Annotated in this window: 20 protein-coding genes; 9 read left to right on the top strand and 11 right to left on the bottom strand. The window is 70.3% G+C overall.

The window, feature by feature from the left end; all coding sequences use genetic code 11:
* Window positions 1-8: 8 nt before the first annotated feature.
* A complete protein-coding gene (locus AC1DZA_RS09965) occupies window positions 9-3143 on the bottom strand; it encodes an efflux RND transporter permease subunit (RefSeq protein ID WP_476772628.1) in 3135 nt (1044 codons plus the stop codon).
* Window positions 3144-3298: 155 nt separating this feature from the next.
* On the opposite strand from AC1DZA_RS09965, the gene AC1DZA_RS09970 reads away from it, so the two are divergent.
* Entirely contained in the window at window positions 3299-3778 is a 480-nt protein-coding gene (locus AC1DZA_RS09970) for a MarR family winged helix-turn-helix transcriptional regulator (RefSeq protein ID WP_476772629.1), read from the top strand.
* Between the two features lie 26 nt (window positions 3779-3804).
* On the opposite strand, the gene AC1DZA_RS09975 is transcribed toward AC1DZA_RS09970, so the two are convergent.
* The 3 genes from AC1DZA_RS09975 to AC1DZA_RS09985 all read right to left on the bottom strand — a co-directional run bounded on the left by AC1DZA_RS09975 (window position 3805) and on the right by AC1DZA_RS09985 (window position 7072).
* Window positions 3805-5028, bottom strand: a complete 1224-nt coding sequence (locus AC1DZA_RS09975; protein ID WP_476772630.1) for a low temperature requirement protein A — start codon at window positions 5026-5028, stop codon at window positions 3805-3807.
* 100 nt (window positions 5029-5128) lie between these two features.
* A complete protein-coding gene (locus AC1DZA_RS09980; protein WP_476772631.1) occupies window positions 5129-6061 on the bottom strand; it encodes a lytic transglycosylase domain-containing protein in 933 nt (310 codons plus the stop codon).
* 129 nt (window positions 6062-6190) lie between these two features.
* Window positions 6191-7072 (bottom strand): aldo/keto reductase, encoded by an 882-nt coding sequence (locus AC1DZA_RS09985; RefSeq protein ID WP_476772632.1) that lies wholly within the window; start codon window positions 7070-7072, stop codon window positions 6191-6193.
* A gap of 50 nt (window positions 7073-7122) precedes the next feature.
* Between AC1DZA_RS09985 and AC1DZA_RS09990 the strand changes: the two genes are divergently transcribed.
* Window positions 7123-7809: a YdeI/OmpD-associated family protein gene (locus AC1DZA_RS09990; protein WP_476772633.1), complete on the top strand. Its 687-nt coding sequence runs from the start codon at window positions 7123-7125 to the stop codon at window positions 7807-7809.
* Window positions 7810-7823: 14 nt separating this feature from the next.
* Here AC1DZA_RS09990 and AC1DZA_RS09995 read toward each other — a convergent pair whose 3' ends face one another.
* On the bottom strand, window positions 7824-8762 hold the full coding sequence (locus tag AC1DZA_RS09995) for a LysR family transcriptional regulator (RefSeq protein ID WP_476772634.1): 939 nt from the start codon (window positions 8760-8762) through the stop codon (window positions 7824-7826).
* 77 nt (window positions 8763-8839) lie between these two features.
* Here AC1DZA_RS09995 and AC1DZA_RS10000 point away from each other — a divergent pair, with 77 nt between their 5' ends.
* Window positions 8840-10597: an L-aspartate oxidase gene (locus AC1DZA_RS10000; RefSeq protein WP_476772635.1), complete on the top strand. Its 1758-nt coding sequence runs from the start codon at window positions 8840-8842 to the stop codon at window positions 10595-10597.
* Between the two features lie 39 nt (window positions 10598-10636).
* On the opposite strand, the gene AC1DZA_RS10005 is transcribed toward AC1DZA_RS10000, so the two are convergent.
* Window positions 10637-11050 carry a VOC family protein gene (locus AC1DZA_RS10005; protein WP_476772636.1) on the bottom strand — a complete coding sequence of 138 codons (414 nt, stop codon included), beginning with the start codon at window positions 11048-11050 and terminating at the stop codon, window positions 10637-10639.
* 51 nt (window positions 11051-11101) lie between these two features.
* Here AC1DZA_RS10005 and AC1DZA_RS10010 point away from each other — a divergent pair, with 51 nt between their 5' ends.
* Window positions 11102-11506 carry a VOC family protein gene (locus AC1DZA_RS10010; RefSeq protein WP_476760767.1) on the top strand — a complete coding sequence of 135 codons (405 nt, stop codon included), beginning with the start codon at window positions 11102-11104 and terminating at the stop codon, window positions 11504-11506.
* On the opposite strand, the gene AC1DZA_RS10015 is transcribed toward AC1DZA_RS10010, so the two are convergent.
* Window positions 11503-11988, bottom strand: a complete 486-nt coding sequence (locus AC1DZA_RS10015) for a nucleoside deaminase (RefSeq protein ID WP_476772637.1) — start codon at window positions 11986-11988, stop codon at window positions 11503-11505. The two genes, AC1DZA_RS10010 and AC1DZA_RS10015, sit on opposite strands and share 4 nt — an antisense overlap.
* Window positions 11989-12139: 151 nt before the next feature.
* Here AC1DZA_RS10015 and AC1DZA_RS10020 point away from each other — a divergent pair, with 151 nt between their 5' ends.
* Together AC1DZA_RS10020 and AC1DZA_RS10025 are read left to right on the top strand one after the other, a co-directional pair.
* Window positions 12140-12817: a lysostaphin resistance A-like protein gene (locus AC1DZA_RS10020; protein ID WP_476772638.1), complete on the top strand. Its 678-nt coding sequence runs from the start codon at window positions 12140-12142 to the stop codon at window positions 12815-12817.
* Between the two features lie 45 nt (window positions 12818-12862).
* Window positions 12863-13336 carry a GNAT family N-acetyltransferase gene (locus AC1DZA_RS10025; RefSeq protein ID WP_476772639.1) on the top strand — a complete coding sequence of 158 codons (474 nt, stop codon included), beginning with the start codon at window positions 12863-12865 and terminating at the stop codon, window positions 13334-13336.
* Between the two features lie 35 nt (window positions 13337-13371).
* Here the strand turns inward: AC1DZA_RS10025 and AC1DZA_RS10030 are convergent, their stop codons facing one another.
* Genes AC1DZA_RS10030 through AC1DZA_RS10045 form a run of 4 tightly spaced genes read right to left on the bottom strand, consistent with a single transcriptional unit; the run spans window position 13372 to window position 16393 of the window.
* Complete coding sequence (locus AC1DZA_RS10030) at window positions 13372-14118, bottom strand: formylglycine-generating enzyme family protein (protein ID WP_476772640.1); 747 nt, start codon at window positions 14116-14118, stop codon at window positions 13372-13374.
* Window positions 14119-14144: 26 nt separating this feature from the next.
* Window positions 14145-14618, bottom strand: coding sequence for a DNA alkylation repair protein (locus AC1DZA_RS10035; RefSeq protein WP_476772641.1), 474 nt, complete (start codon window positions 14616-14618; stop codon window positions 14145-14147).
* Between the two features lie 40 nt (window positions 14619-14658).
* Window positions 14659-15420: an SDR family NAD(P)-dependent oxidoreductase gene (locus AC1DZA_RS10040; protein ID WP_476772642.1), complete on the bottom strand. Its 762-nt coding sequence runs from the start codon at window positions 15418-15420 to the stop codon at window positions 14659-14661.
* A 22-nt stretch (window positions 15421-15442) separates the two neighbouring features.
* Window positions 15443-16393, bottom strand: coding sequence for a YncE family protein (locus tag AC1DZA_RS10045; protein WP_476772643.1), 951 nt, complete (start codon window positions 16391-16393; stop codon window positions 15443-15445).
* 204 nt (window positions 16394-16597) lie between these two features.
* Here AC1DZA_RS10045 and AC1DZA_RS10050 point away from each other — a divergent pair, with 204 nt between their 5' ends.
* The 3 genes from AC1DZA_RS10050 (at window position 16598) to AC1DZA_RS10060 (ending at window position 19302) form a co-directional block, all read left to right on the top strand.
* Window positions 16598-17599, top strand: a complete 1002-nt coding sequence (locus tag AC1DZA_RS10050) for a ThuA domain-containing protein (RefSeq protein ID WP_476772644.1) — start codon at window positions 16598-16600, stop codon at window positions 17597-17599.
* 188 nt (window positions 17600-17787) lie between these two features.
* Window positions 17788-18528, top strand: coding sequence for an IclR family transcriptional regulator (locus AC1DZA_RS10055; RefSeq protein WP_476760758.1), 741 nt, complete (start codon window positions 17788-17790; stop codon window positions 18526-18528).
* A 3-nt stretch (window positions 18529-18531) separates the two neighbouring features.
* Window positions 18532-19302 carry an IclR family transcriptional regulator gene (locus AC1DZA_RS10060; protein WP_476772645.1) on the top strand — a complete coding sequence of 257 codons (771 nt, stop codon included), beginning with the start codon at window positions 18532-18534 and terminating at the stop codon, window positions 19300-19302.
* Window position 19303: the final 1 nt, after the last annotated feature.

The raw sequence follows: 19303 nt of genomic DNA on the forward strand, positions 1-19303 counted from the left end.
CCGGAGTGCTAGGCCAGCGAGGGCTCGGGCTCCGGCTGCGGCTCGGCGCGCTCCTCGGCCAGGGCCGCCGACGCCTTCCGGAGTGCCCGCCGCTCGCGCCGCCCCTCGACGAGGCGGTAGAGCACCGGCACGAGGATGAGCGTGAGCAGCGTCGACGAGATGAGCCCGCCGATCACCACGATCGCGAGGTCCTGCGAGATGAACCCGCTCGACCCGGTCACGCCGAGCGCCATGGGCACCAGGGCGAAGATCGTGGCGAGCGCGGTCATGAGGATCGGGCGCAGTCGCTGCCGCGCGCCGTTGAACACCGCGTCGGCCACCGACTGGCCCTGCTTCCGGTACTGGTTCACGAGGTCGATGAGCACGATCGCGTTCGTCACGACGATGCCGATGAGCATCAGCATGCCGATGAGCGCCGAGATGCCGAGTGGGGTGCCGGTCGCGAGCAGCAGCGCGATGGCGCCGGTCGCCGCGAACGGGATCGAGACGAGCAGGATCAGCGGCTGGAGCAGCGAGCGGAACGTCGCCACGAGCAGCATGAACACGATCGCGATCGCCACGAGCATCGCGAGCCCGAGCTGCTGGAACGACTGCGCCTGCGTCTCGGCGAGGCCGCCGACCTCGGCGGTCACGCCCGAGGGCAGCTCCAGGTCGGTGAGCGTCTGCTGCACCGACGCGCTCACGGCGCCGAGCTCGCCCTCGTCGGGCGTGAGCGAGATCGTCGCGGTGAGGTCGCCCGACTGGCGGGTGATCGAGGTCGGGACCGTGACCTCCTCCACGGTCGCGACCGACGAGAGCGGTGCGAACCCAGCGGCGGTCGGCAGGATGAGCTCCTCGAGCTCGGCCACGGTCGCGGGCGCGTCGGGGCCGTCGATGTAGATGTCGAGCTCCTCGCCGTCGAGCGCGATCGAGCCGACCGATTGCGGCGAGAGCGTGCCCGCCACGATGCCGAGCACCTGCACCTCGGTGAGGCCCTGCTCGAGGGCGGCGGTACGGTCCACGGTCACCTGCACGATGGGCTGCGCCGGTGCGAGGTCGGTCGTGACCTCGGCCGTGTCCGGCGTGTCCTCGAGTGCCGTGTAGACGTCGGCCGCGGCATCCGTCAGCTCGGCCGCGTCCTGCGCCGTGACCACCACGTCGACGGTGCCGCCGAGTCCTCCCATGCCGGCCGAGGCGTCCGTGATCTCGACCTCGCCCGGCGCGTCGAGCTCTTCGAGCATCGTGCGCACGTCGTCCTTCAGGGCGACCTGGTCGGCGTCCTTCGACGTGTTGACGATGAACGTGGCGGTGGCGCCACCGCCGCCCATCATCGCGAAGACGCCGCCGCCGGTGCCGGCGGTGAGCATGACGTCCTCGACGCCGTCGATGTCGAGGAGTGCGTCCTCCACCTGCGCCGCGCCCGCCGAGATGGTCTCGAGGTCGGTGCCGTCGTCGAAGGTCTGCGTGAGGTTCAGCGTGTTCTGCCCGGTGCTGCCGAGGAAGTCGACCTTGAGCAGCGGCACCATGCCGAGGGTGATGACGAGCAGCAGCACCGACGCGGTGAGCGTGATCACCGGGTGCTTCTGCGTGCCGCGCAGCAGGGGCGTGTACCCGCGCTGCAGCCAGCCGCGGTGCTCCTTCTCCTCTGCCTCGCGACGCGTGGTCTCGGTGTCCACGACGTTCTTCGGCTGCCTCAGGAACCAGTACGAGAGCACCGGCACGATCGTCAGCGAGACGAGCAGCGATGACAGCATCGCGATCGTCACGGTGAGCGCGAAGGGGGCGAACAGCTCGCCGACCAGGCCGCCCACGAGGGCGATCGGCAGGAACACCGCCACGGTCGTGAGGGTCGAGGACGTGATCGCACCCGCGACCTCGCGCACGCCGGCGAGGATCGCGTGCTGCTTGGCCTCGCCGTAGCCGAGGTGGCGCTTGATGTTCTCGATGACGACGATCGAGTCGTCGACGACGCGGCCGATCGCGATGGTCAGCGCACCCAGGGTCAGCATGTTCAGCGAGTAGCCGCCGAGGTTCAGCCCGATGAAGGTGACGAGCACCGACAGCGGGATCGAGATGGCGGTGACCAGGGTCGAACGCACCGACAGCAGGAAGATCAGGATGACGACGATCGCGAACACCAGGCCGAGCAGGCCCTCGATCGCGAGGTGCTGGATGGACTCCTCGATGAACGGCGCCTGGCTGAACATCACGGTGAGCTCGACGTCGTCGAGCTCGGCGCCCAGGTCGGCGAGCGCGTCGTCGACCGCGTGGGTGACCCCCACGATGTCGGCGTCCTGCGTGGCGGTGATCATGAGGGAGAGCGCCTCGGCCCCGTTCGTGCGCGTGATCGACGTCTGCTCCTCGGCCACGAGGTCGACGGATGCCACGTCGCCGAGCGACACGACGACGCCCGGCTGCGTGGTCGACGCGAGCGGGATCTCACGCAGCGCGTCGAGGGACTCGATGGGCTCGCCGCCCTGCACGGGCATGAGCGTGCCGTCGCCGCTGACGCTGCCGAGCGGGAGGGTCATGCCGTTCGCCTCGAGGGCGCCCGAGATGGCCGTCGGCGAGATGCCGTACTCGGCGAGCGCGGCCTGGTCGGGCGCGATGACGACGCGCTGCGTCTCGGCACCCGAGACCGTGACGGCGCGCACGCCGTCGATCGACTCCAGGCGGGGCACCACGACGTCGTCGAGCTGGCTCGTGAGCTCGGCGAGCGACAGCTCGTCGGAGCTCGCGGTGAGGAACATGATGGGCAGGGCCGACGTGGATCCGCCCACCACCTCGGGAGCGGCATCCGTCGGCAGCGTGCCCTCGAGGCCGTCGAGCGCCTCGTTCAGCGAGGCGGTGAACTCGTCGGCGTCGGTGCCGTAGGCGTACGCGACCGACACGGTCGACACGCTCGACGAGCTCGTGGCCACGACGGACTCGACGCCGTCGAGGTCGCGCAGCGCGTTCGAAATCGGGAGGCTCACCTGCTGGTCCATCACCTCGGGGCTCGCGCCGGGGACGACCGTCACGACCTGCGACTGCGGCAGGTCGATCGGCGGGATCAGCTCCTGCTTGAGCTGCGTCATCGAGAACAGGCCGAAGCCGGCGATGACGAGCGTGACGAGCGCGATGAGCGCACGATTGGCGAGACTGAATCTGGCCAGCCTGAACATGGGACTCCGTTGGGGATCGGCGACGAGGGGTGCACGGCGGGGCCGGGGAAGCCGACGTCGGGCAGATGCTTAGCCTGAAGCAAAGCTTCGTCTCAGGCTAACCAAATGGCGCTGGGCGTGCGCTGTGAGCCCCGGAGGTCGTTACGGTAGGCAGTATGGCCACGGCGAACGAGCGGCAGGGCGCGGGCGACGACCGCCGCGCGCTGCTCGACCGGCTGGCGGCGATGCAGGACGCGCTCGACACGACGGCACTGCCCTCGATGCTCGAGCCGCTCATGTCGATGGATCTCACGATCCAGCAGCTCAAGGTGCTGATGATCCTCGTGACCTCCGACGAGGGCGGCACCGGCGCGGGTCTGGCCCGCGCGCTCGGCATCTCACTCGCCAGCGTCTCGGGCCTCATCGACCGGCTCGAGGGGCACGGCATGGTCGAACGGGTGGAGGACGAGCGCGATCACCGGGTGCGGCGCGTGCTCGTCACCCCCCTGGGCCGCCAGACCGTGCACCGCCTCGTCTCAGCGCAATCGCAGATGAGCCGCGAACCGCTCGAGAAGCTCGAGCTCGACGACCTGCGCGCGCTCGAGCAGGGCATGCGTGCCGTGCTGCGCGTGATGGGCGTGCCGCTCGAGGGGTAGCGCGCACGACGGCCGACGTACCGACGTCAAGCCGTGGTCGTGACCGCGGCGCGCCTCGACCGCTGCAGCACTCCCTCGATGAGCAGCATCGCGGCGAGCAGCGCCGCCACGATGACGAGCGCCCACATCGCGGCGACGAGCGCGAGCAGGGGGATCAACGCTGCGAGCGCCACCGCGGCTCCGAGGCGCACGAGCGGCCAGGGCAGGTCGGCGATGCGGCCGAACACGGCCGTCGCCGCCGCGTAGACGGCGACGCCGGCACCGAGTGCGGATGCCCCGAACGAGCCGAACGGCTCCGCGTCGGCGACGTGCGCCATCGCCTCCTCCACACCCAGCGCCGCGAGGATGATGCCGCCCACGATGGCGAAGTGCATGTAGGTGTACTCGTCGCGCGCGAACACGACCCGCGCACCGCCCGTGCGGCGCTGCAGTCCGTGCTCGCCCGCCGGCGCGATGCGCGTGAAGTACGCGCGCCACAGCAGCACCGAGATGGTGACCGAGATCGCCACGCCGAGCACGATCGGCCCGCTGATGGGCTCCTGCGCGACGCCCACCCCGATGGCCACGATCGACTCGCCGAGGGCGAGGATGACGATGAGCCCGTATCGCTCCGCCCAGTGCACGGGCGAGTGCAGGCGCCACCCCCCGCCGCCGCGGGAGCTCACGTACGTGAAGGTGAAATCCCAGGCGAACGCGGCAAGCCAGATCCACGTCTGCGCCGCACCGCCGATGAGCGCCCCGACGATGAGGGCGGTCGCCGACGGCAGCATCGCGACGAGCTGCGTGCCGAGCACCTGACGACGCAGGGCATTGTCGTCGCCGGCGACGATCACGTAGAGGGTCGTATGCACGATGCGCACGAACAGGTAGGCCAGCGCGACGACGAGCGGCGCGTACCACCCGCCGGGCAGGTCGTCGTAGGCCTCGGGAATCGCGAGCGCGACGACGAACACCGCGATCATGGCGAGCGTCATGCCCGCCTGCACCACACCGCGGTCGGCGGGCGCCTGGTTGCCGAGCCAGCTGTAGGAGCACCACATCCACCACAGCAGGCCGAGCACCACGAGCGCCTGGAGCACCCCCAGCGCGCTGTGCGTGTCGGCCATGAGCCCGCTGACCTGCGTGAACGCGAAGACGTAGACGAGGTCGAAGAACAGCTCGAAGGTCGTCACCCGGGCGGATTCGCCGCCGCCGGCGGCACGCGGCATCCGCTCGGCGTCGCCGTTCGGTTCGGTTCGCTCCTGCTGCACGGCACCAGTGTGCACCATCGCTCCGACACGGTGGCGGATGCCGCAACACGGCGTCAAGGGCGACGGCGACCGCGACGGCGACGTCGTCGCCGGCCCGCGGCTACCAGGCCGACTCGGCGTACCCGTTGGCGACCTTCGCGACCTTGTCGACGTAGTCGTTGTCGTGGTTGTAGGAGTAGACGCCCGCACGCCAGCCCTCGGGACTCGTCATGGAGCCCGAGGCGCACAGGTAGCGCGCCGTCGTCAGCGCCGCGTCGTCGATCTGGTTCGGGTCGGCCACGTCGTCGCCGTTCGCGTCGCTGCCCCACTTCTCCCACGTCGAGGGGATGAACTGCATGGGCCCGACCGCCCGGTCCCACTGGTCGTCGCCGTCGAAGAGCCCGCCGTCGGTGTCGGCGATCTTCGCCACGCCGTTGCCGTCGAGTGCCGGGCCGACGATCGCCGGCTCGGTGTAGCCGTACTCGTCGAGCACGCTCCGGCCGTGGCTGCCGTGACCCGACTCGATCGAGCCGATGGCCGCGATCGTCGTCCAGTCGAGCCCGCACTCGGGGTCCTCGGACGCGATCGTCACGTGCGCGAGCGCGTAGGCCTCGAGCGCCCGCTCTGGGATGCCCGTCGCCGCCGAGACCTGCGCCGTCCATGCGGGGTCGACGAGGGGCACCGGGGAGGCCGCGAGACCCGAGTCGGAGGCACCCGCTGTCTCATCGGGGGTCTGCTCTGCGGCGTTCGCCTGCCCGTCGGCAGGCTCGCCCGACTCGGTGGCTGCTCCGTCGCTGCCGGCGTCGGTGGGCGTGACCACCGGAGGCAGCGCCAGGCCGGGCGCGTTCGCTGCCGGCGCCGCGAATCCGCCGGGTTTCGCCGCAACGCCCGCGGCGTTCACCGCGAAGACCGCGCCGACCGCGAGCGCGACCACGCCCACCACGACGCCGACGTAGGCGGCGACGCGACGCACGAGACGCCATCCGGTGATGCGCGCCCGCCCCGGACGACGCTCGCCGAACTCGTCGGCGAAGGAATCGTCATCCCAAGACATCGGTGCGGTACTCCGTTCGGGCGTCGGTTCGTAGGGGTGCCCTCGGGCGGCCGTCGACTCCCGGTGAGCGTGCGTCGCCGACCCGTGCTTCAAGAGTACGCGTTCGTGCGCGCCCAGGCCCGGCCGATTTCAGTCCTCGGAGATCACCAGCCCGAACGCCTCGAGCGTGACAGCCTCGGGCTCGGGACCGCCCCGGATGCCGCGGTCGAGGCCGTCGAGCACGGCGACCTCCTCGGCGGCGAGCTCGAAGTCGAACACGTCGAAGTTCTCGCGGATCCGTGCCGGGTTCACCGACTTCGGGATCGCGGACCGGCCTTCCTGCAGATGCCACCGCAGCATGACCTGCGCGGGCGTCTTGGCGTGCTTCTCGGCGATCTCGAGGATCGCGGGATCCTCGAACGTGCTCGTGCCGCCCCGGTTGCGATACGACGTGATGCCGCCGATGGGCGACCACGCCTGGGTGACGGTGCCGTTCGCGGCATCCGCTGCCTGCACCTGGGGCTGGGTGAAGTACGGGTGCACCTCCACCTGGTTCACCGCGGGCACGATCTCGGTCTGCTCCCGCAGGCTCGCCAGGTGGTCGGGCATGAAGTTGCTGACCCCGATCGCACGCACCTTGCCGTCGGCGAGGAGCCGCTCCAGCGCGCGGTACGCCGCGATCGTGCGGTCGAACGCGGTCGGCAGCGCCTGGTGCAGGATGAGCAGGTCGATCGTGTCGACGCCGAGCTTGCGGCTGCTCTTGTCGAAGGCGTGCAGGGTCTCATCGAACCCGAAGTCGGTGATCCACACCTTCGTCTCGATGAAGACCTCGTCGCGGTGCAGTCCCGACGCGCGGATGGCCTCGCCGACGCCGTGCTCATTCCGGTACCCCGCCGCCGTGTCGATGAGCCGGTAGCCGGTGGCGAGGGCGGTGGCGACCGCCTCGGCGGTCTCGTCGGGCGGGGTCTGGTAGACGCCGAAGCCGAGCGCCGGCATCTCGACGCCGTTGTTCAGGGTGAGGTTGCGGTCCATGCTCTCGACGCTAACCCCGCGGGGTGGGTGGCTGCTGGCAGACTCGGCGCATGGCCACGACGATCGGAACCCCCGGCGGCACGCCCGACCGGCCGGCCGTGTTCTTCTCCGGCCCCGAGGAGTTCCGGGCGTGGCTCGAGGCGAACCACGCCACCGAGACCGAGCTGTGGATGGGCCTCTTCAAGCGGCACGTGCCCGATCGCGGGCTCACCTGGGAGCAGGCGGTGCCCGAGGCGCTCTGCTTCGGCTGGATCGACTCGGTCTCGCAGCGCATCGACGACGATGCGCGCCGCCAGCGGTGGACCCCCCGCAAGCCCGCCAGCATCTGGTCGAGCGTGAACATCGCCCTCGTCGAGCAGCTCACCGCCGACGGACGCATGCACCCCGCCGGCCTCGCCGCCTTCGAGCGACGGCGTGAAGACCGGTCGAGCGTCTACTCGCACGAGAACCCGCTCCAGGAGTTGCCGCCCGAGGCCGCGGCACGGCTGGCAGCGGATGCCGCGGCATCCGCGTTCTGGCAGGCGGCCACGCCCACCTACCGACGACAGGTCACGCACTGGGTGCTCTCGGCGAAGCAGGAGGCGACGCGCGAGCGGCGCCTGGCGCAGCTCATCGAGGAGAGCGCGGCCGGCCGGCTGGTGTCGTTCCAGCGCTACGGCGAGACGCCGAAGTGGGTGGAGCGTGCAGCTGCCGCCGCGCGCGCCGCGGCGTCCGCCTCAGGCACGGCAGGCGACTGAGCACGCGACTCGGGTCATCCCGGGCTCGCCGCCGCCAGCCGCATGGTCGCGCCGGCTCTCGCCGCGAACGCGGTGGCGCTCGTCGTGATGGTGCGCCGCATGACCTCGACCGCCGCGGTCGGGGCGACGTCCGCCGGACTCGCGACGCTGATCGTGCGGTCGAGCGTCGTGCCCTGGAGCCGGACCGGCCGCAGTCCCGGCCGATCGATGAGCACCATGGCCGGCACGATCGCGACCCCGAGGCCGCGCTCGACGAAGCGCAGCACCGCGTCCATCTCGGCCCCCTCGAGCACGACCTCGGGCGTGAGCCCGGCCGCGCGGAATGCGGCGTCCGTCGTGCTGCGCAGGTCGTAGCTCGAGCTGAAGGTGACCTGCGGCAGGCGGGCGACCTCCTCGAGCGTGATGGCATCGCGCCCCGTGACCGGCGGCGCGGCGGCAGACGAGACCACCACGAGCTCCTCCACGAGCAGCGGCGTGACCGTCAACCGCTCGGCCGACGAGGCATCCGTCGTCGTGATCAGCGCCAGATCGAGCTCGCCGCTGCCGAGTTCGTCGAGCAGCCGGAGCGACCCCTGCTCCGAGAGGTGCAGTTCGATCGCCGGATGCTCCGCGTGGAACGCGCTGAGCACCTCGGCGACCAGGCTGATGCAGAGGGTGGGCGTGGCGCCGAGCCGCACCCGACCGCGCTCCAGGCCGGCGAGCTCGGCAAGCTCGCGTCGCACCGACTCCGCGTCGGCGAGCATGCGGCGTGCGAGCGGCAGCAGCGACTCGCCCGCGACGGTCAGGGTGCTGCCGCCGCGGGCCCGGTGGAACAGCTCGGCGCCCAGATCCTGCTCGAGGGCGGCGATCTGCCGGCTCAGCGAGGGCTGGGCGAGGTAGAGCTCCTCGGCGGCACGGGTGAAGTTGCCGAAGCGCGCCACCTCGACGAAGCTCCGCAGTTGCTCGAGGTTCACATCGATAGCCTAGACGCATCGTTCCGAGGCAGAAGATGCATTGGAGTAATCGAGCGCGCCTCCCTAGCGTGGATGACATGAGCACCACGACCCCCGCCGGCACCACCACGCCTGAGCGCCAGATCTCCACGACCGTCCTCGTCATCGGCACGGGCGGATCGGGCCTGCGCGCCGCCATCGAACTCGCCGAGGCGGGCGTCGACGTGCTCGCCCTCGGCAAGCGGCCCAAGTCCGATGCGCACACCTCGCTCGCGGCCGGCGGCATCAATGCCGCCCTCGCCACGATGGATGCCGACGACAGCTGGCAGCAGCACGCGGCCGACACGCTGAAGGAGAGCTACCTGCTCGCCAACCCGCACACCGTCGAGATCGTCACCTCGGGGGCGGCTCGCGGCATCGAGGACCTCGAGCGGTACGGCATGCCCTTCGCCCGTGAGGACGACGGCCGCATCTCGCAGCGCTTCTTCGGCGCGCACACCTACCGCCGCACCGCCTTCGCGGGCGACTACACGGGGCTCGAGATCCAGCGCACGCTGATCAACCGGGCCGCGCAGTTGAATGTGCCGATCCTCGACACGGTCTACGTCACGCGCATCCTCGTGAACGACGAGGGCGCGGTCTTCGGCGCCTACGGCTTCGACCTCGAGGACGGCACGCGCTACCTCATCCACGCCGACGCGGTCATCCTCGCCGCCGGCGGGCACAACCGGATCTGGCGGCGCACCTCGTCTCGGCGCGACGAGAACACGGGCGACTCATGGCGGCTCGCCGTCGAGGCGGGCGGGCGCGTGCGCGACCCCGAGCTCGTGCAGTTCCACCCGTCCGGCATCATCGAGCCCGAGAGCGCGGCTGGCACCCTCATCTCCGAAGCCGCACGCGGCGAAGGCGGCATCCTCACCAACGGGCTCGGCGAGCGCTTCATGTCGAAGTACGACCCTGAGCGGATGGAACTCTCGACGCGCGACCGTGTGGCACTCGCCGCGTACACCGAGATCAAGGAGGGGCGCGGCACCCCCAACGGCGGTGTCTGGCTGGATGTCTCGCACCTGCCCCGCGAGACGATCATGCGGCGCCTCCCCCGCGTCTACCAGACCATGCTCGAGCTGCAGATGCTCGACATCACGAAGTCCCCCATCGAGATCGCGCCCACCGCGCACTACTCGATGGGCGGCGTGTGGGTGCGACCCGACGACCACGGCACGGATGTCCCGGGGCTCTACGCCATCGGCGAGGCATCCTCGGGGCTGCATGGCGCCAACCGCCTCGGCGGCAACTCCCTCATCGAACTGCTCGTCTTCGGGCGCATCGTCGGGCAGGCCGCCGCGGAGTACTCGCGCTCGCTCGACGCCCAGAAGCGGTCGGCCGCCGCCGTGCAGACCGCGCGCGACGAGATCGCGGCGCTCCTTGAATCCGACGGCGCCGAGAACGTGCGCGCCCTGCAGCGCGCGATCCGCGACACCATGACCGAGCACGCCGGCGTCGTGCGCGACGAGGAAGGCCTCCTCGCCGGGCTCGCCGAGCTCGACGGGATCGCGGCGCGCATGGCCGACATCGGCGTGCACCCCGACATCGCCGGCTACCAGGACCTGGCGCACGCCTTCGACCTCAAGTCGGCGGCCCTGGCGGCGCGCGCGACGCTCGAGGCCGCGCTCGAGCGGCGCGAGACCCGCGGATGCCACAACCGCAGCGATTTCCCTGACACGGATGCCGCGTTGCAGGTGAACCTCGTCTGGTCGCCCGCGACCGGCGTGACGCGCGAGGCGATCCCGCCCATTCCGGCCGAGATCGCGGCGCTCATGCGTGAGGTGTCGGTGGCCGGCAAGCTCGTCGAGTAGCCGCGAACGAGCGAACCCCTGGTCCGTGTCGGGTACGCCCTACGCCGACGGGCCCTCAGCCTGTTCTTGCAGCGCCAGCCACTCCTGGAGCTCGATCAGATTCCCTTCCGGGTCTTCCAGGTACGCGGTCCGTATCCGGTCACCCATCGGTTCCGGACCCCGGGCGAACTTCGCCCCCCGTGAGGTGAGCTCGGCGTGGGCGGCGTCCACGTCCTCCACCCGCAGGACGATCAGTGCCCGAGTTCCCTCCGGCTCCGATCCCAACGACCCCACCACGCCGGCCATCTGCGCCCGGTCCTGCAGTGCGATCGCGGCGTGTCCGGAGTCGGGGGTGAACTTGGCGTACGGACCGCTCTCGGCCTCGAATTGCGGCTCGAGCCCGAGCACGTCCCGATAGAAGCGGTAGACAGCGGGGAAGTCGGATACCAACAGGCGTATCTGAGTGAGCTCCATACCGACGTTTGTAGCCGAATTCCGGCGTCGGTTCCCGAATAGAATCTCGGGATGCTGTTCGACCATCTCGCCATCAGCGTCGACGACCTCCCTCGTTCGATCGCGCAGTTCGACCCCGTCATGCAGGGGCTCGGCTGCACCCGGCAGGACGCCGACGACTCGGTGTCCTGGTACAAGGGCGAGGAGGAGCTGATCCTCTTCCCCGCCCGCGAAGCGGGCAGCGGGCCGCATCGCACCGGACGGATCGGCTGGCAGCATCTCGCCTTCGCCGTCGACTCGCGCGCCGAGGTCGATCGCCTGCACGCGATCGCCGTCGACGCCGGATGGACGGCGGTGCGCGAACCGAAGCTCTACCCCCGGTTCAACGACCGCTACTACGCGTCCTTCATCGAGGATGACAACGGCATCCGCCTCGAGTTCATGTACAACCCGCCGAGGGACTCGTCCGCAGGCTAGTTCGCGCCCACCGCCCGCTCGATGAGCGCCCGCACGTCGGGAACGAGTTCGTCGACCGGCCCTTCGACCGGCAGTCCGGGCGCGATGCCGTTGATCGGCAGCACGGCCACGGGTGACGGCCCGGCGCCGAGTCCCCGGCGCCAGCCCGCGATCTGCTCCGCCGAGGCGACGTAGATGATCCGGCCCAGCCCGACCCAGGCATGCGCCGCCGAGCACATGGGGCAGTGCTCCCCCGACGTGTAGACCGTGGCCCCCGCCCGCTCGTCAACGGTCAGGTGCTCCGCTGCCCACCGGGCGATCGCGAACTCCGGATGCCTCGTGGGGTCGCCCGTGCTCTGCTCCCGGTTGCGGTCGGCGAACCGCTCGACGCCCGCGCTGTCGACGAGCAGCGACCCGAACGGCCCGTCGCCGGCGTCGAGCGCCTCCCGGGCGAGCTCGACCGCGCGGCGCAGGTGGATGAGGTCGATTTCCGAGATCGTCATGGGCAAACAGTATGCGGTGCCGCGTCGTCGATGGCGGATGCCGCGTGGCATCCGCCCCCGCGATACAGTCATCGGCGTAGACGTCATCAACGCCCCCGCACCCGTGGCCCCCTCGACCAGTCGGTGGGGTCTTCTTCATGCCCTCGTCGGCGTGGCCATCTTCGTCGCGTGCATCTTCGCGCCATCGTTGCTGCCCGACGAGTGGATGTCGTATCCGGTGTGGCTCGCCGTGCGGTTCACCATGCCGATGTTCGTCATCGGCTGGATCGTCTTCGCCTCCCGGAGGTGGGGCACGGGGAGCCTCGTCGCCGACTACGGGTTGTCGTTCAAGTGGATCGACCTCCTGGCGATCCCGGCGGCGTTCGCCGTGATCTGGGTCGGCGAGCCGATCATCGCTGGCATCGCCCTGGTCATGTTCGGCGATCCGGGTGGATTCGACACGAACGTGTTCACCTCCCCCGAACCGATGATCTGGGTGCCCGACCTGATCCTCGCGGTCCTCATCGCGCCGTTCACCGAGGAGATCGTCTTCCGCGGCATGCTGCAGCCCTCGCTGAAGCGGTGGTTCGACGGGAACGCGCCCGACCAGGACCGGAGCTTCCGGGCGACCAACGCGGCGGTGCTGATCACGGCCGCGTTGTTCTGCTCACTCCACCTGCCGCAGATCCTCGGCGGGGTCAACGGCGTGAGCCTCGCCGCGGTGACGTTCTTCTCGGGGATCGTGCTCGGGGCCCTGGCCATGGCCACCCGACGAACCGCACCGTCGATCGTCGTGCACTCGGCGACGAACCTCCTCGCGACCGCCACCGCCTACGGCCTCGTGACCTGACCGCGCCCCTTCGCCGGATCTGCTCGTGCGGCTAGTCTGACGGCCATGTCCGACGTCTTCACCGATGCAGATCCGCGACGTGCCCGCCCCGACGACGCCGAGACGGTCGCGCGCCTGCTGCACGACTTCAACACCGAGTTCGACACGCCCTCCCCCGACACGGCGATCCTGGCCGGACGGCTGCGTTCGCTGCTCGCCGGACCCGGAACGCTCGCCTACCTCGTCGGTGAGCCGGCGGCGGGGGTCGCGCTGGTGACGCTGCGAAGCAACGTCTGGTACGACGGACCGGTCGCCCTCCTCGACGAACTGTACGTGCAGCCCGATCTTCGCGGTCACGGCCTCGGCGCGGCGATGATCCGCCTGCTGGTCGCCGAGGCGCGGGCGACGGGCGTCTCGGCGATCGAGATCAACGTCGACGCGGGGGATGTCGACGCGCAGCGCTTCTACGAGCGCCACGGGTTCAGCGGCGCAGATCCCGGCACGGGAGAGCGCGCGTTCTACTATTCGCTCGAGCTGTAGGCACGTCAGCGAGGGACCCGCGCCTGCGCCGCAGCTCAGCGGCGCGGGGTCCAGCCCGACGGGAGCGGCCCGTCGATCGCGGCGCGTTCCGCGTCCGCCTCCGCAGACCAGCCCTGCGCGGCATCCGTCGCATCGAAGCCACCACGCGCGACGCGGAATCCGACGTCCTCATGGTGCATGCGCGGAGCGCCGCCCCGCCGGGTCGAGGCCCTGACGCTCCACGCGTCGTCGGCGAATCCGCCGCCCCGGAACACCCGATAGGCGTCGTAGCGGGCGGGATCGAGCAGGTCCCAGCACCACTCCCACACGTTCCCGAGGGTGTCGAAGAGCCCGTTCAGGTTGGGCAGCTTGGCGCCGATCTCCTGTGGGGCCGTCACGCCGTCGAGGCTGGTCCAGGCGACCTCGGCGAGCGGCCCGTAGTGCGCTCCGGTCGACCCGGCCCGGCACGCGAACTCCCACTCCGCCTCGGTGGGCAGCCGGTACCCGTCGGCGTCGACGTGCCACGTGACGTCTTCACCGTCGAAGGTGTACACGGGGTCGAGCCCCTCCCACTCGGATGCCGCGTTGCAGAACCGGATGGCCCGCAGCCAGCTCACGTCGGCCGCCGGGCGGCGCGGATGCGTCGCGGTCTCGCCGAGCATCTCGGCGAGCTGCTCCTGCGTCACCGGATACACGCCGATCTCGAACGGCTCGAGGTCGACGCTCCACCGCACCTTGCGGCGCGCGTCGTGCAGGACGACCGTGCCCTCCGCGATCCGCGCGAGCTCGATGTCGGTGGTCATCCGGGCAGTTTGGCCGTCATCCGCGCTCAGAGCAACCCGGCGGCGCGCTGCAGGTTCGGGTCGTCCGACTCCGACCACCGCTGCACGATCCGACGTGCGCGCGTGACATCCGGTTCCTCCAACCGCTCGAGCAGCGGGCCGACGACGTCGCCGGCCAGCGGATCGATCAACTCGGGCACGCGCGCGTCGCGAAGGAACTGCTCGACCCGGGTGAGGTCGTTTCCCCGCAGGAGCGGCAACGCACGTTGCAGCAGGACGATCGCCGCCAGCCGGCGCTCGTACACGGGCTGCGACCACAGCTCCGACGCGAGCGCCGTGACCTCGTCGTGCGGCATCCGTGGATATCGCCGGTCTGCATCGCGCACCGTGCCGCGCACCGCGCCGACGGATGCGCCGTAGAACCGGAGGCCTCCCCCGATGCGGTCGGCATCGGCATCCGCCCGAGCCTCGGAGCCCTCGGCCTGGAGGGTGCGGTCGATGAACTCGGCCGCGGACGTCATGCTTCGATTCTCCGCCAATCCGGGCGACGGGTGACGCTCGTCAGACGGCGGTGTATCCGCCGTCGACGACGAGGATCGAGCCGGTGACGAACGACGACGCGCCGCTCGCGAGGAACACGACGCTCGGAGCGATCTCCTCGGGGAGCGCGACGCGCTGCTGAGGCGCATCCTCCACCCAGTACCGCTGGAACTCGGGTCGGTCGACCGGTGCCATCTCGGTCTTGACGTAGCCGGGCGCGACGGCGTTCACGCGGATGTTGTAGGGCGCCCACTCGACCGCGAGCGACTTCGTGAGGTGGTGCACCGCCGCCTTCGAGGCGTTGTACGCCGGCTGCCACTGGGGGCGGTTGACGATCAGTCCCGACATGCTGCCGATGTTGACGATCGACCCGCCACCGAGCTCGCGCATGTGGGCACCGGCGGCGATGCTGGCCTTCCACAAGGCTCGCACGTTCAGGTCCCACACGCCGTCCCACTCCTCGTCGGTCACGTCGAACGACGGGTTGTGCACGCAGGTCCCGGCGTTGTTGACGAGCACGTCGATGCGCCCGAGGCCCTCGATCGCGGCATCCGTCATCGCCGCGACCTGCGCGTCGTCGGTGAGGTCGGCGGTGATCGGGAGGAACTCGTGCCCCGCGTCCCGCGCCTCGTCGACGACCGCGGCGTTGCGTTGTGCGCTGCGTCCGGCGATGGCGACGCGCGCGCCGGCTTCGGCCAGCCCGAACGCGAACGCCTTGCCCAGGCCCTGATTGCCTCCGGTGACGAGGGCGGTCTTGCCCTCGAGGCTGAATGGTGAGGTCATGCGTGCACCTTTCGTGATCCGCTCATCCCACCCCGTTCGGAGTGGGAAGCCGGCTCCAGGCGATCCCATCGGGATTGCGACCGGTCGTGATTCGACGCAACAGCCGTCCGGCACGAATGTCGACCTCCACGACGCAGTCGTCGACATCGCAGGCGGAATACGCGCGGACGCCGTCGGGGTGCAGCACGATCGCCTGTGGGTGGTCCGGGGTTGCGATCCGATGCACGACCTCGCCCGATCGGGGATCGACCACCGCGATCTCCGAAGCGGCCCTGAGCGCGACGATGAGGTGCGAACCGCTGGCCGTCACCGCCGTGCCGAACCCGATCGACGGCAACTCGATCCAACCGACGCGCTGGAGGAGCTCCGTATCGATGACGGCGATCCGAGGCGAACCCTGGTCGGCCGTGTAGGCGAACCGTCCTCCGGGCTCGAGGCAGATGCGGTTGACCTTCTCCGCCACCTCCACGACGCCACGGAGCGCACGCGACGGGACATCGATGACGCTGACGCTCCCCGGGCCGACATTCGCCGTCACGAGGCGACGTCCGTCCGCGCTGACCGCGAACGTGTGCGACTCCGCCTGACCGGTCGGCAGTCGTGCGACGACGCGAAGGGTTCGCTGGTCGATCACGGTGACCGATTCGTCGAGCTCCGTGGAGACGACCACGCGATCCGTCGAGAGCAGGCTCGATTGGTGCGGTCGGCTCGCGAAGCCCAGCCGGATCTCGCCGACACGCTGGAACGTCAGGAGATCGACGACGTCGACCCGCCGGCCGTCGCTTCCGGGAGATCCGACGGGCGCGTCGCTGTACACGGGCAGGAAGGCACGTCGTCCGTCCTCGGTCGCGACGACCTCATGCGGAGTGAAGCCTGATGCCGTGACCAACCCAGCATGGGTGGACGTCTCGAGGTCGATGACCTCGAGCGTGCTGTCGTCCTTGCACACGACGAGCAATCGACCGTCGTCCATGGCGCCTCCGGTCTCCAGTGAACGCCATCATCCACGCTCGTGTCCATCTCCAAGCGGGTCTCCGGTGGTTGGAAGTCGCGGTCGGCTTACTGGGTGGAACGGGCTTTGCCTCCCCGCTTCGGGGACGCCTAGATTCGCACCAGCCTCGGACCGATCGCGCTCGGCGCACTCGAGGAATCAGCAGGAACGATCAAAGGAGATCACATGAAATCCCTCATACGCTCCGGAGTCGCCCTCGTCGCCGCTGCAGCGCTCGGCGCGAGTATGGCCGTCGGAGGAACGGCCCTGAGCACTGGCAACGGGAACGGCAATGGCAATGGCAATGGCAATGGCAATGGCAATGGCAACGGTCTCGGCGGACAGCCGACGACGGCAAGCGAGATCTACCTCGATGAGATCAAGGACTACGGCGTCTGCCGCGGTGCCGATCCCGCCTGCTACAACGAATGGGGCAATGGCTGGACCGAGGGTGAGCCGAAACGGATCCTCATCTGGAGCCGCACCGCCGGCCCGCGCCACGCCCACCTCGGCACGCCGCTGGCGGCAGGGCTCAACCCGCCGCTGAACGCCGACAACATCGCCCAAGCCGCACTCATCGCCTGGGCGGCGGAGCGCGGGATCGCGGCCGACTACACCGAGGACCTGTCGCAGTTCCGCCTCAACAACTACCAGGCGGTCGTCTTCCTGAGCTCCAACCGGGACACCCTCGACGACGCGGCGCAGACGACGCTGATGCAGTACATCCGCGGCGGCGGCGGCTTCGTCGGCATCCACAACGCGTTCGGAGCCGAGTACCACTGGCCGTACTACGAGGGCCTGCTGGGTGGAGCGAACTTCTACAACCACGGACCGAACCGGGACGGCACGGTCGAGACGATCAACGGCAACGACGTCTCGACGTCGTTCATGCCCAAGACCTGGGCCTTCAAGGACGAGTGGTACAACCTGGTGCCCTATCCCAGCTTCGTCAACGTGCTGCTCGAGGTCGACAAGGCCACGAGCGAGGCGACCCCGGCCGGCCATGGCGAGTCGCACCCGGTGAGCTGGTGCCAGTACTACGACGGCGGCCGGGCGTGGCTGACGACCCTGGGTCACGACGCCGCGGCCTGGACCGGTGCCCCGCTGGCGGGCGACGAGTTCTTCAAGCAGCACGTGATGGAGGGCCTCGAGAGCGCCATGGGCATCAAGCCGTTCTGCGCGGTCTGAGGCACGTCCACGGACTCCGCGAGTCCTGAGCCGGAGGGCCCGAACACGCCGAAGCGGCGGCGTTCGGGCCCTTCCCACGCCGGCGAGGCGACACGATCGAGCGGGGCGTGTCCCACTCAGTGGGACCGCCCCGTCGGCAATGCCGGGCGCGCTTGCCGCCCCGACCGAAGCCGACGGATACTGCCGACATGCGATCCGCTCTCAGAGACGAGCCCGTCTCCGTGCTCGACCGGATTCTCGCCATCCTCGAGACCGTTCGGGAGTCCCACGGCTCGACCACGATCACCGGGCTCGCGCTCAGCACCGGCATTCCGAAGTCCACTGTCTCGCGCCTGGTCGGCGATCTCGTGCGGCAGCACTACCTGATGCGGACCGAGGACGGAGTCGTGATCGGCCTGAGGCTCTTCGAGCTCGGGGCGCGTGCCAGCACTCCCCGACGCCTCAGCGTTGCCGCCCTGCCGGTGCTCGTCGAGCTGTTCAACGCGACCGGTGAGCACCTGAACGTCGCGGTTCAGGAAGGGCGCGACATGCTCTCGGTGATCTCGGTGCGGGGCCGGTTGCGACCGGTACCGTCGCGGGCGGGAGTTCGCGTGCCGTCGGTGACGACCGCCCTCGGCAAGGCCGTCCTGGCATTCACGGATGACGAGTCGGTCCTCTGCAGCGTGATGAACGGCCTCGGTGCCCGCGAGCGTCACCTGCTCGAGCGGGAGCTCGCCATGGTTCGCGCGGAATCGGTCGCCATCGACCGCTGCGAGACCTTCCCGGGGGTCGTGGGCGTGGCGAGCCCGGTCCTCTCACCGGAACGGTTGCCGGTGGCTGCGATCTCCGTCGCGGGGCCGGTGACCGACATGGATGCGAACCGGATGATGCCGCTCGTGCGACACGCGGCGCTCGCGCTCACCCACCGGCTGGCACTGCAGGTGGCCTGACCGATGCCCGAGGCTGCCGCGAATGACGCGCTCGGCGTCCTCGACCGCATGACCTCCATCCTCGAGGCGTTCGACCAGGACGACCGTGGATTGGGCATCTCCGAACTCGCGCTGCGTGCAGGCCTTCCGAAGTCCACCGTCTCACGACTGGTCGCGACGCTGGTGCGCCAGAGGTATCTCGAGCGCGACGGGAAGCGGATCCATCTCGGCCTCCGGTTGTTCGAGCTCGGGCAGCTCGCCCAGCAGCCGCGAGAGCTCAGGGTCGCTGCTCTGCCGGTGATGGCCGACCTTCGCAATGCGACCGGCGAGAACGTGCACCTGGCCATCCCCGACCGCGGCGAGATGGTCTGCATCGGCGTGATGCGCGGCCGCTCGGCGGCACCGCCCACCGTCCGCACCGGCGGACGGCTGCCGATTCATGCCACCGCGCTGGGGAAGGCCGTGCTCGCGCACTCACCCTCTTCCGACGTCGAGGAGGTCCTCGCCTCGGGGCTCGAGGCCTGGACGTCCCGGACGATCAGGGATCCGGCGGAGCTGCGGCGTCAGCTCGTCGACATCCGACGGGGCGCGCTCGCGTCGGAGATCGGCGAGTTCGCTGCCGGACTGTCCTGCGCGGCGAGCGCCGTGTTCGCGCCCTTGGGCGGGCTGGTGGGGGCGGTCTCGGTCTCGGGATGCACGGACCGGTTCGACGCCGACCGGTTCGCACCGGCGATCCGCGCTGCTGCGCAGGCGCTCACGCGTCGCCTCGCGCCGGGCAGGCCGCCGGCGGTCTGAC

The sequence above is a fragment of the Agromyces sp. P2_B3 genome, from assembly GCF_056404815.1.

Coding starts and splice junctions, on each gene's coding strand:
- AC1DZA_RS09965 (WP_476772628.1), bottom strand. CDS start 3,143: ATGTTCAGGCTGGCCAGATTCAGTCTCGCCAATCGTGCGCTCATCGCG.
- AC1DZA_RS09970 (WP_476772629.1), top strand. CDS start 3,299: ATGGCCACGGCGAACGAGCGGCAGGGCGCGGGCGACGACCGCCGCGCG.
- AC1DZA_RS09980 (WP_476772631.1), bottom strand. CDS start 6,061: ATGTCTTGGGATGACGATTCCTTCGCCGACGAGTTCGGCGAGCGTCGT.
- AC1DZA_RS09985 (WP_476772632.1), bottom strand. CDS start 7,072: ATGGACCGCAACCTCACCCTGAACAACGGCGTCGAGATGCCGGCGCTC.
- AC1DZA_RS09990 (WP_476772633.1), top strand. CDS start 7,123: ATGGCCACGACGATCGGAACCCCCGGCGGCACGCCCGACCGGCCGGCC.
- AC1DZA_RS10000 (WP_476772635.1), top strand. CDS start 8,840: ATGAGCACCACGACCCCCGCCGGCACCACCACGCCTGAGCGCCAGATC.
- AC1DZA_RS10005 (WP_476772636.1), bottom strand. CDS start 11,050: ATGGAGCTCACTCAGATACGCCTGTTGGTATCCGACTTCCCCGCTGTC.
- AC1DZA_RS10010 (WP_476760767.1), top strand. CDS start 11,102: ATGCTGTTCGACCATCTCGCCATCAGCGTCGACGACCTCCCTCGTTCG.
- AC1DZA_RS10015 (WP_476772637.1), bottom strand. CDS start 11,988: ATGACGATCTCGGAAATCGACCTCATCCACCTGCGCCGCGCGGTCGAG.
- AC1DZA_RS10025 (WP_476772639.1), top strand. CDS start 12,863: ATGTCCGACGTCTTCACCGATGCAGATCCGCGACGTGCCCGCCCCGAC.
- AC1DZA_RS10030 (WP_476772640.1), bottom strand. CDS start 14,118: ATGACCACCGACATCGAGCTCGCGCGGATCGCGGAGGGCACGGTCGTC.
- AC1DZA_RS10035 (WP_476772641.1), bottom strand. CDS start 14,618: ATGACGTCCGCGGCCGAGTTCATCGACCGCACCCTCCAGGCCGAGGGC.
- AC1DZA_RS10040 (WP_476772642.1), bottom strand. CDS start 15,420: ATGACCTCACCATTCAGCCTCGAGGGCAAGACCGCCCTCGTCACCGGA.
- AC1DZA_RS10045 (WP_476772643.1), bottom strand. CDS start 16,393: ATGGACGACGGTCGATTGCTCGTCGTGTGCAAGGACGACAGCACGCTC.
- AC1DZA_RS10050 (WP_476772644.1), top strand. CDS start 16,598: ATGAAATCCCTCATACGCTCCGGAGTCGCCCTCGTCGCCGCTGCAGCG.
- AC1DZA_RS10055 (WP_476760758.1), top strand. CDS start 17,788: ATGCGATCCGCTCTCAGAGACGAGCCCGTCTCCGTGCTCGACCGGATT.
- AC1DZA_RS10060 (WP_476772645.1), top strand. CDS start 18,532: ATGCCCGAGGCTGCCGCGAATGACGCGCTCGGCGTCCTCGACCGCATG.